Below are 7,674 nucleotides of genomic sequence, written 5' to 3' on the forward strand. Positions count from 1 at the left end.
CTGGGGGCACCAGACTCCATGGTTGGGAAAGCATGGCTGATTGCCACCACGTGCTCAGTTATTGCTCTATTTTTTGGAGGCAAGTTAATAACCAAATACATGAGTTATGCAGTTCTTAATAGCACCTGGTAATTCTCTGGTTTTGGTGCAGCCCAAAGAAAGAGCCTACAATGCTCTGGCCAAAACAATTCAATAAGCCTGCAAATTGCTGCACTTGTATGTCGCAATCAATAGAGATTCGCTTAACACCTTTACGGGTGATCAGACGGACCTGAGAACGAGTGTGGAAGAGGCCACGAACCATTTAGCGCCACCGACAAAAGCGTCTCTGCTACAAATAACAATTCGAAAAGAGCATGGTGATGCGCTTCAGATTCGGAGTGGCATTTTTCGAAAGCAAGCTTTTGCTATTTTTACCAGTCCCGTTAAGTTGCTTTTTCTGATTCCCCCTTCAGACCATCTCTAATTCCGAGAGACGATAAAATTGAGCGTAAAAACACCGCAAATGCGAACGCCGAATCTTGACCCGCGAAGAGAAAGAAGCGGACAAGGAACGCCGCCGAGAGCTTGCCCGACAGAAAGCCAAAGCGAAGCACCGCGACCGATAACCTGCCGCACTCCCATTGCCCTTCCCTCTTCATGACATGATGTAGGGAAGGCATTTTCTTTTCCATGCTGCCGCTATGGTTAATTGTGTCCGACTATGCGGTGGGGCACATACGGCTCTTCCAAAAACGCAACTTCCTCGGGCGTCAGCTGAACGGATACAGACGCCACTGCATCTTCGACATGGCTGATCTTCGTTGCGCCGATAACAGGGGCTACAACAGGTGATTTCTGAAGCAGCCAGGCCAGAGCGATTTGCGTACGGAGAAGCCCTCGCTTTTCTGCCAACTCCTCCACCCGCTCGATCACCGGCCTGTCTATGTCGGCAGCGTAATCGTATTTGAACTTTGCCATGGGGTCGGTTTCATAGCGTTTGGTTGTTACCGATAAGTCCCGGCACAGCCTTCCCGAAGCTAGCGGGCTGTACGGGGTTGAAGCGATCCTCTCTTCCCTGCACAGGGGCAGCATTTCCCGTTCCTCTTCCCGGTAGATGAGGTTATAGTGGTTCTGCATGGATACAAATCTCGTCCATCCATTTTTCTCTGCCACATGCAATGCCTTCTGAAATTGCCAGGCGTACATCGCGGAAGCGCCGATATACCTTACCTTCCCGGCCTTCACAACATCATGCATTGCCGCCATGGTTTCCTCAATCGGTGTGCCATAATCCCAGCGGTGGATGATATAGAGATCCACATAGTCCGTTTCCAGACGCTTCAGACTTTTATCGATCTCGCTCATAATAGCTTTTCGGGAAAGGCCCGCACCGTTCGGTCCGTCGTGCATTTTCCCGTTTACCTTCGTTGCAAGGACAATTTCGTCACGGTTTGCATACTTCTTCAGAGCGCGGCCGATGATTTCCTCGCTCGAACCGACGGAATACACATTTGCAGTATCGAAAAAGTTAATTCCCAGATCAAGGGCTTTTTTGACGATGGCAAGGCTTTGTTCCTCATTCAGCAGCCATTCGCTATGCCGCCGTGTTTCATCACCAAAGCTCATGCAGCCAAGGCAAATCCGCGATACATCCATCCCCGAGTTTCCCAACTTGACGTAATCCATTTGACAATTCCTCTCTTTCTGATTTTTGTGATGGGACCAGTTCCTTTACACCGACCCCTAGATATTGAAAAACTCATTAAGCCAGTTCGTACACATCTGCACCCACAAGCCCACATTTTTTTCTTCCCCTTGGCTCTGCTGGATTATTGCAGCTGGACAGATTGTTATAAACGCTCATGCAGTGCGGCCCGAACTGGAACACATGCAGCTCGTATTCCAAGCCCAGCTCCTGTAATCTGCGGCCATAATCAATGGCTGATCCGCCGGCACAAGTGCATCGGTGGGCGTTGATTTGTTAATCTTTGATCCCTCCAGACATAGTGATGATATTGTACCGGCAGTTTTTTGTTAAAGAGGCAAGATTCACTATCTTCCGATCTTGTTTTGCTGAGAAGCGGGGTAGCGGTCACCAACTATTTTCATTTTGCTTAAAGCATTATTTATTTGTTTGAGCTCACTTTCGGTGAAAATGATTTCCGCTGAAGCATTGTTTTCCTGAATCCTCTCGATCCTTGTCGTTCCTGGGATTGGCACAATCCAGGGTTTCTGTGCTAATACCCATGCTAATGCAATCTGAGCCGGAGTTGCCTGCTTTTCCATTGCTAATTTTTCTATGTAATCAATGACCACTTGATTTGCTTCCATAGCTTCCTTCGTAAATCTTGGCAGCTCTGCTCGGTTATCGTTTATGCTGAAAGACATATTCTTGTCGAGTTTACCGGTTAGATATCCACGCCCAAGGGGACTATAAGCAACCATTCCGATTCCCAGTTCTTCCAGCGTTGGAAAAAGGGTGGTTTCTACAGTTCGCCACCACATAGAATATTCGTTTTGGACCGCAGTCAATGGTTCAACCGCATGAGCACTGCGGATAGTTTCTGATCCGGCTTCTGAAAGTCCCCAGTGTCTTATTTTTCCTTCTTTCTTGAATTGTTGCATCGCTAGCGCTACGTCTTCAATCGGGACCTTTGGGTCAACACGGTGGATGTAATATAGGTCAATATAGTCGGTTTTAAGCCGGCGTAAAGACCCCTCTAAGGCTTTGCGAATAGATTCAGGTCTGCTGTCAAGCCCGTCTTGAGGATCACCGAATTTGTGTCCGCCTTTTGTCGCAAGCAGAACCTTATCTCTTCGACCGACCAAAGCATCGCCCACCAATTCCTCATTTGTATACGGCCCATAAACCTCCGCAGTGTCAAGCATAGTGACCCCCAAATCAACGGCAGCATGAATTACCGAGATCATTTCGTTTCTATCCTTTGCTGGTCCGCGATGATGGTTTAATCCCATACAACCAATGCCAATTTCAGATGTTTTCAATCCATTTCCCAAAAATCTTGTCTTCATATCAATCTCTCCTTATATTTCAATCATTTTTCCAGTTCTTGTGACCTTTGTGATTATCTTTTTCTGCCAGCTAGGGTATTTCATCACCTCCTATTTGTTTCAAGCCGTTCTTATTTCCTTCCCTTTTCTCATCTTGACAAAATCGGGAAGTGTTGATATTGTCAGCATACAACTTAGAGTTAACTGTAAGTCAATAGTTTTTATAAAAAAACTTATAGGAGTGGGATTATGCTCTATACGATTAGTGAAGCGGCGGTGAAAATGCGATTAACCCCGTATACTTTACGGTACTACGACAGAGAAGGGTTGATTCCCTTTGTGGAACGCAGTGCGGGTGGTGTACGAATGTTTAAGGAAAAGGATTTTGGGTGGATTCGGCTGATTGAATGTATGAAAGCCACAGGTATGCCAATTAAAGAGATCAAGCAGTTTGTCGACTGGTATATGGAGGGGAATTCCACTCTCCAACTGCGCCGCGATATGTTCTATGAAAGAAAAGAGCTTGTCGAGGAACAGATTGAATCGCTGCAGAAAACATTGGATACGATCAAATATAAGTGTTGGTTTTATGATACCGCAGTTGCTGCTGGAACAACTTCTGTTCCTAAAAACATGAAACCGGAAGACATGCCGGATGAAATACGCCAGCTGAAAGGAAAAATTGATCTATGATATATGATAAGTATTCCTTTTTCACAGCATCACAGTGATCAATTTATTCAATACAACTGATTTTTTCGCAAGATGAGAAGCTTATTTCTTTGGATTATCTAAAATAGTGACCAATCAGGCCAACCGAAACGGGTATACAGCATACTTAGGATCGATAGCGACTGTTTGCCCGTTTTCCTTGGATGCAGTAGACTATTCATTTAATTTGCCTTTTTATTTGCTTCATAAGCCTGCTACATTTAAAATCCGAATTATGTAGCTGTTCGCAATAAAGCGGGTTTTACATTTTCAAACACCTACAAAGACCAGTAGGCATCATTTAAGTTCTATTTAACTATTCACTGCGTTAAGAATCTGCTGACATTGTTCAAAATCCAATGTCCCTCCGAAAGATACAATGTTTCTAAGCGGCATATTTGCCACCATCAATTCAAACATCTTCTTACTTCATTCTCCCAGCACTTCATTCTCTGCTCCATTACCTGCAAGGACTTTAGTAAACTCTTCCACAATTGTCTTAGGATTTCAAGACCTTATGGATGTTTCATGATATCGCTGAATGTACTGTCTATAGTAAAGGCTTCTTTTAATATTTTTTTCCGATGACTTCTGCTTTTTCTGTTAGAACGATATATCTTGAAGACCTTCCAATTTGTATTTCGTAGGTTCCTGTTTCGACAATGAAGTCCTTCGTGGTTATATTGAAGTACGCATAAGCTCTGCTAGATAATCTAAAAATAACCTGGTTTGTCTCTCCAACTTTTAGATGAAACTTTGCAAAATCCTTCAATTCCCTGATAGGTCGAATGATGCTGCTATTTTGTGGTGCAACATAAAGTTGTACAACCTCTTTACCTGGTCGCTGTCCAACACCCGAATCTACGATCGCTAACCAGCGCAATTGGGCCATTCTCAGAATCTAACGGAAATATTAAAGGCGGGATGCTTCATCAGCCAAGCGAGCACGATCGCTTCAGGTGTCGTCTCATTCTCATCGGCGGTCTGCTGAACGAGCGCTGCTGTTTTCATTTTCGCTTCGGTCGCGTTCTCCGATGCTCTTACTGAAAGTCTGCCTTGAGCCAACGGCCCCCATGCTTGAATCTGAATGTTTTCCATTGCATAAATTCCATAAGCCCTTCAGGAAAGTTATCCTTTAAGCTGGCTTTCTGGTTAATGTGAATGCCTGGATCGACCCAGTGATGACGCAGTAGGCTCATCTCCAGCTGGTTTTCGACGAATGGATCAGACAATGCGCTTTGCAGGAAGCGAATTTGGCCCGGGCTCATATTCGCTACGCCAAAGTTGCGTACCTTGCCCGACAGCTTCGGCTTCGTGAAGGCTTCGGCGATTTCATCCGGCTCCATCAACGGATCCGGGCGATGCAGCAGCAGCATGTCCGAATATGGTGTGCCAAGCCGCTCTAATATTCCATCCACCGAATGCAGGATATGCCTTTTCGAGAAGTTGAAGTGCTGCGGCAAAACCTAGCGCTAAACGGCTGTCCGATATTCCTCGACGCTCTAACGGCATCATTTTCATTTTCCATTAAACGTGATATGTTGATATCTCAACACATCACTCGAAAATGTTAATTATCTAAGAAAGCTTGGTGAATTTACGATGACAAAAGTGGATCGGAGAATTGTTAAAACACAAGAATCGATGAAAAAGGCTGTCATTGAGCTAATGACTGAAAAAAACTTCGATGAAATAACCATTCAGGATATTGCCGACCGGGCAAACATAAACCGTGGAACAATTTATCTTCATTATCAGGACAAATTTGATTTATTGGATAAACTCATAGAAGCACACATTCATGAATTAGGGGAGATGGGTGAATGGGCATGCAAGCTGGATTGGAGCAATGCTCTTGTGCCTTTTTTTGAATACTTTGAGAAAAACTATTTATTCTTTTCGACTATGTTAGCGAGTAAAGGGGCCCCATCTTTTAGAACACGGTTACTTGATTTTATTATGGAAGGATTCAAAGGTGAGATTGACAAAGCAAGCGGAAGAAATATCGATTTAAGTGAAGATGTTATGTTGCAATATGCTGGGACCGCTTATGTAGGCGTAATTGAATGGTGGATCAGGGATGGTATGCCATATCCGCCTCAAGTAATGGCCAAACAAGTTGGGGCCTTGTTAGAGAGAAGTTTGTAAATCCATGTATAACAAGAGCGTCCTCTAAATTTTTAGGGCGCTCTCGTTGTTTAATGATAATTATCCTTTCCGTAACAAAACGTATAGTAATCCTACTAATACGACGTATAATGTACCCAAATGTAAGCTGCTTCATTAGTCAATAATGGAAAATGTGACCTGAACGCTCCCAGTCCCAAGTGCCGATGTAAGACCGGAGATGTCCTCTATATATCCGAGTTTATCGTAACCACCGTATGAATTGGAAAACGTATTACCCTTGTTGTTTCATTATCATACAGCTTTGCAGTGAAAGTCGTATTACCTACTATGATATTCATGGTAAACATTTTCTCCCCCTCTGGTAGTGCTAGAACAGTTGGAGCTGGCCGTTCGGGTTCTGTGGGAACATTATTATGGTTTTATTAATTCCATGTAATTTGCTATATCCCTTTCAGTCATAGTACCGGTTATAACCTCTAGAACTTTTCCATTGTTATCAATTAAGAATGTAGTTGGGATCGGGGTAATATCATAAGCATCGGTAACTGCTCGATCTTTATCTTTTAGAACAGGAAATGTGAGTCCATGTTTTTTAACAAAAGATTCAATGGCAACGTCACTTTCCGCAACATTAACAGCTAATATTTCTACACCAAGATTTTTATATTGATTATATTGTCTCTCCATATAAGGCATTTCCTGCTCGCATGGTTCACACCATGTCCCCCAGAAATTCAAAAAAACGCCTCGTCCCTTTAAGTCTGATAGCTGAACTTTATTTCCTTCCATATCTTCAAGTACAAAATCAGGTGCTTGATCGCCAACCTGAACCCGATTTCTTTCAGTAAAGAAATGTTGATAGAGCGTGTAAGTTATGGCTGAAATCATAATAAGCAACAGACTCAAGCGAAGAATAAATCTAGTCTTTTTGTTCTTCATCTGTCACTGACGGAAAATGTAACCTGAACGCTACCTGTCCCAAGTGCCGATGCAAGACCGGAGATGTCCTCTATATATCCGACTTTAACGTATTCGTTTGAATTGGAAAACGTATTATAAAAAAGCACCAAGGTGTTGGAGGACCAAATCATAATTTCGCCTGCGCGGATCGATGCCGGTCTTTCTGTTGATTCAGCAGGCAGATCACTTGGTAAATCATAGAATTTCTCTAATCCGTTCAGTTCAGACATATTGACTGTCATCGGCAACTGTGCAATCAATGCCTCTGTTGTTTCATTATCATACATCTTTGCAGTGAAAGTTGTATTACCGACTGTGATATCCATGGTAATCATTCCCTCCGTGGGTAACGCAGGAACAGTTGGTTCAGCAGGTTCTTCCTTCGCAATGTTTTCCATAGAATTTTGACTGTTCTCCTCTTGTACTTCATCGGGGCTAGCTGTGTCAGGAGTAGAGCCCCCACTGTTATTTCCACCACAAGCTGCAGAAGTGAAAATCAACGCCAAAGCAAGAGCCACTGATAATATTTTTCTCATATCGTTTGTTCCTCCGCCCAATTAATCGATTTTTTCGAATTTTCATTATATAAATATCACTGACTGACGGAAAATGTAGCCTGAACGCTACCTGTCCCAAGTGCCGATGCAAGACCGGAGATGTCCTCTATATATCCGACTTTAACGTATTCGTTTGAATTGGAAAACGTATTATAAAAAAGCACCAAGGTGTTGGAGGACCAAATCATAATTTCGCCTGCGCGGATCGATGCCGGTCTTTCTGTTGATTCAGCAGGCAGATCACTCGGTAAATCATAGAATTTCTCTAATCCGTTCAGTTCAGACATATTGACTGTCATCGGCAACTGTGCAATCAATGCTT

The 7,674-nt window shown here is 43.5% G+C and carries 11 protein-coding genes; 2 read left to right on the forward strand and 9 right to left on the reverse strand.

The window, feature by feature from the left end; translation table 11 throughout:
* Window positions 1-462 precede the first annotated feature (462 nt).
* The 3 genes from DFP97_RS31020 to DFP97_RS28550 form a co-directional block, all read right to left on the reverse strand.
* Complete coding sequence (locus DFP97_RS31020) at window positions 463-624, reverse strand: hypothetical protein (protein ID WP_181873714.1); 162 nt, start codon at window positions 622-624, stop codon at window positions 463-465.
* A gap of 63 nt (window positions 625-687) precedes the next feature.
* Window positions 688-1,668, reverse strand: a complete 981-nt coding sequence (locus tag DFP97_RS28545; protein ID WP_114384067.1) for an aldo/keto reductase — start codon at window positions 1,666-1,668, stop codon at window positions 688-690.
* 366 nt (window positions 1,669-2,034) lie between these two features.
* Window positions 2,035-3,015 (reverse strand): aldo/keto reductase, encoded by a 981-nt coding sequence (locus DFP97_RS28550; RefSeq protein ID WP_114384068.1) that lies wholly within the window; start codon window positions 3,013-3,015, stop codon window positions 2,035-2,037.
* A 225-nt stretch (window positions 3,016-3,240) separates the two neighbouring features.
* On the opposite strand from DFP97_RS28550, the gene DFP97_RS28555 reads away from it, so the two are divergent.
* Window positions 3,241-3,687 carry a MerR family transcriptional regulator gene (locus DFP97_RS28555; protein WP_220271201.1) on the forward strand — a complete coding sequence of 149 codons (447 nt, stop codon included), beginning with the start codon at window positions 3,241-3,243 and terminating at the stop codon, window positions 3,685-3,687.
* Between the two features lie 586 nt (window positions 3,688-4,273).
* On the opposite strand, the gene DFP97_RS28560 is transcribed toward DFP97_RS28555, so the two are convergent.
* From DFP97_RS28560 to DFP97_RS28565, 3 genes are read right to left on the reverse strand one after another with little or no spacing between them, the layout of a single operon-like run.
* Window positions 4,274-4,597, reverse strand: a complete 324-nt coding sequence (locus DFP97_RS28560; protein ID WP_114384070.1) for a fibronectin type III-like domain-contianing protein — start codon at window positions 4,595-4,597, stop codon at window positions 4,274-4,276.
* Between the two features lie 2 nt (window positions 4,598-4,599).
* The gene (locus tag DFP97_RS31810) at window positions 4,600-4,770 is read right to left on the reverse strand and encodes a hypothetical protein (RefSeq protein ID WP_245976637.1); all 171 of its coding nucleotides are present in this window, start codon (window positions 4,768-4,770) and stop codon (window positions 4,600-4,602) included.
* Window positions 4,746-5,123, reverse strand: coding sequence for an aldo/keto reductase (locus DFP97_RS28565; protein WP_245976638.1), 378 nt, complete (start codon window positions 5,121-5,123; stop codon window positions 4,746-4,748). Before DFP97_RS28565 ends, DFP97_RS31810 begins: the two co-directional genes overlap by 25 nt.
* A 184-nt stretch (window positions 5,124-5,307) precedes the next feature.
* Here DFP97_RS28565 and DFP97_RS28570 point away from each other — a divergent pair, with 184 nt between their 5' ends.
* Window positions 5,308-5,853 (forward strand): TetR/AcrR family transcriptional regulator, encoded by a 546-nt coding sequence (locus DFP97_RS28570; RefSeq protein ID WP_114384071.1) that lies wholly within the window; start codon window positions 5,308-5,310, stop codon window positions 5,851-5,853.
* Between the two features lie 393 nt (window positions 5,854-6,246).
* Here DFP97_RS28570 and resA read toward each other — a convergent pair whose 3' ends face one another.
* The 3 genes from resA to DFP97_RS31025 all read right to left on the reverse strand — a co-directional run.
* Complete coding sequence (resA, locus tag DFP97_RS28580; RefSeq protein WP_114384072.1) at window positions 6,247-6,774, reverse strand: thiol-disulfide oxidoreductase ResA; 528 nt, start codon at window positions 6,772-6,774, stop codon at window positions 6,247-6,249.
* Window positions 6,771-7,331 carry a cyclophilin-like fold protein gene (locus DFP97_RS28585; protein WP_114384073.1) on the reverse strand — a complete coding sequence of 187 codons (561 nt, stop codon included), beginning with the start codon at window positions 7,329-7,331 and terminating at the stop codon, window positions 6,771-6,773. Before DFP97_RS28585 ends, resA begins: the two co-directional genes overlap by 4 nt.
* Window positions 7,332-7,387: 56 nt before the next feature.
* A partial coding sequence (locus tag DFP97_RS31025) for a cyclophilin-like fold protein (protein WP_245976639.1) occupies window positions 7,388-7,674 on the reverse strand: 287 nt, incomplete at its 5' end.

The sequence above is a fragment of the Paenibacillus prosopidis genome (assembly GCF_003337375.1).
GTDB lineage: Bacteria > Bacillota > Bacilli > Paenibacillales > Paenibacillaceae > Pristimantibacillus > Pristimantibacillus prosopidis.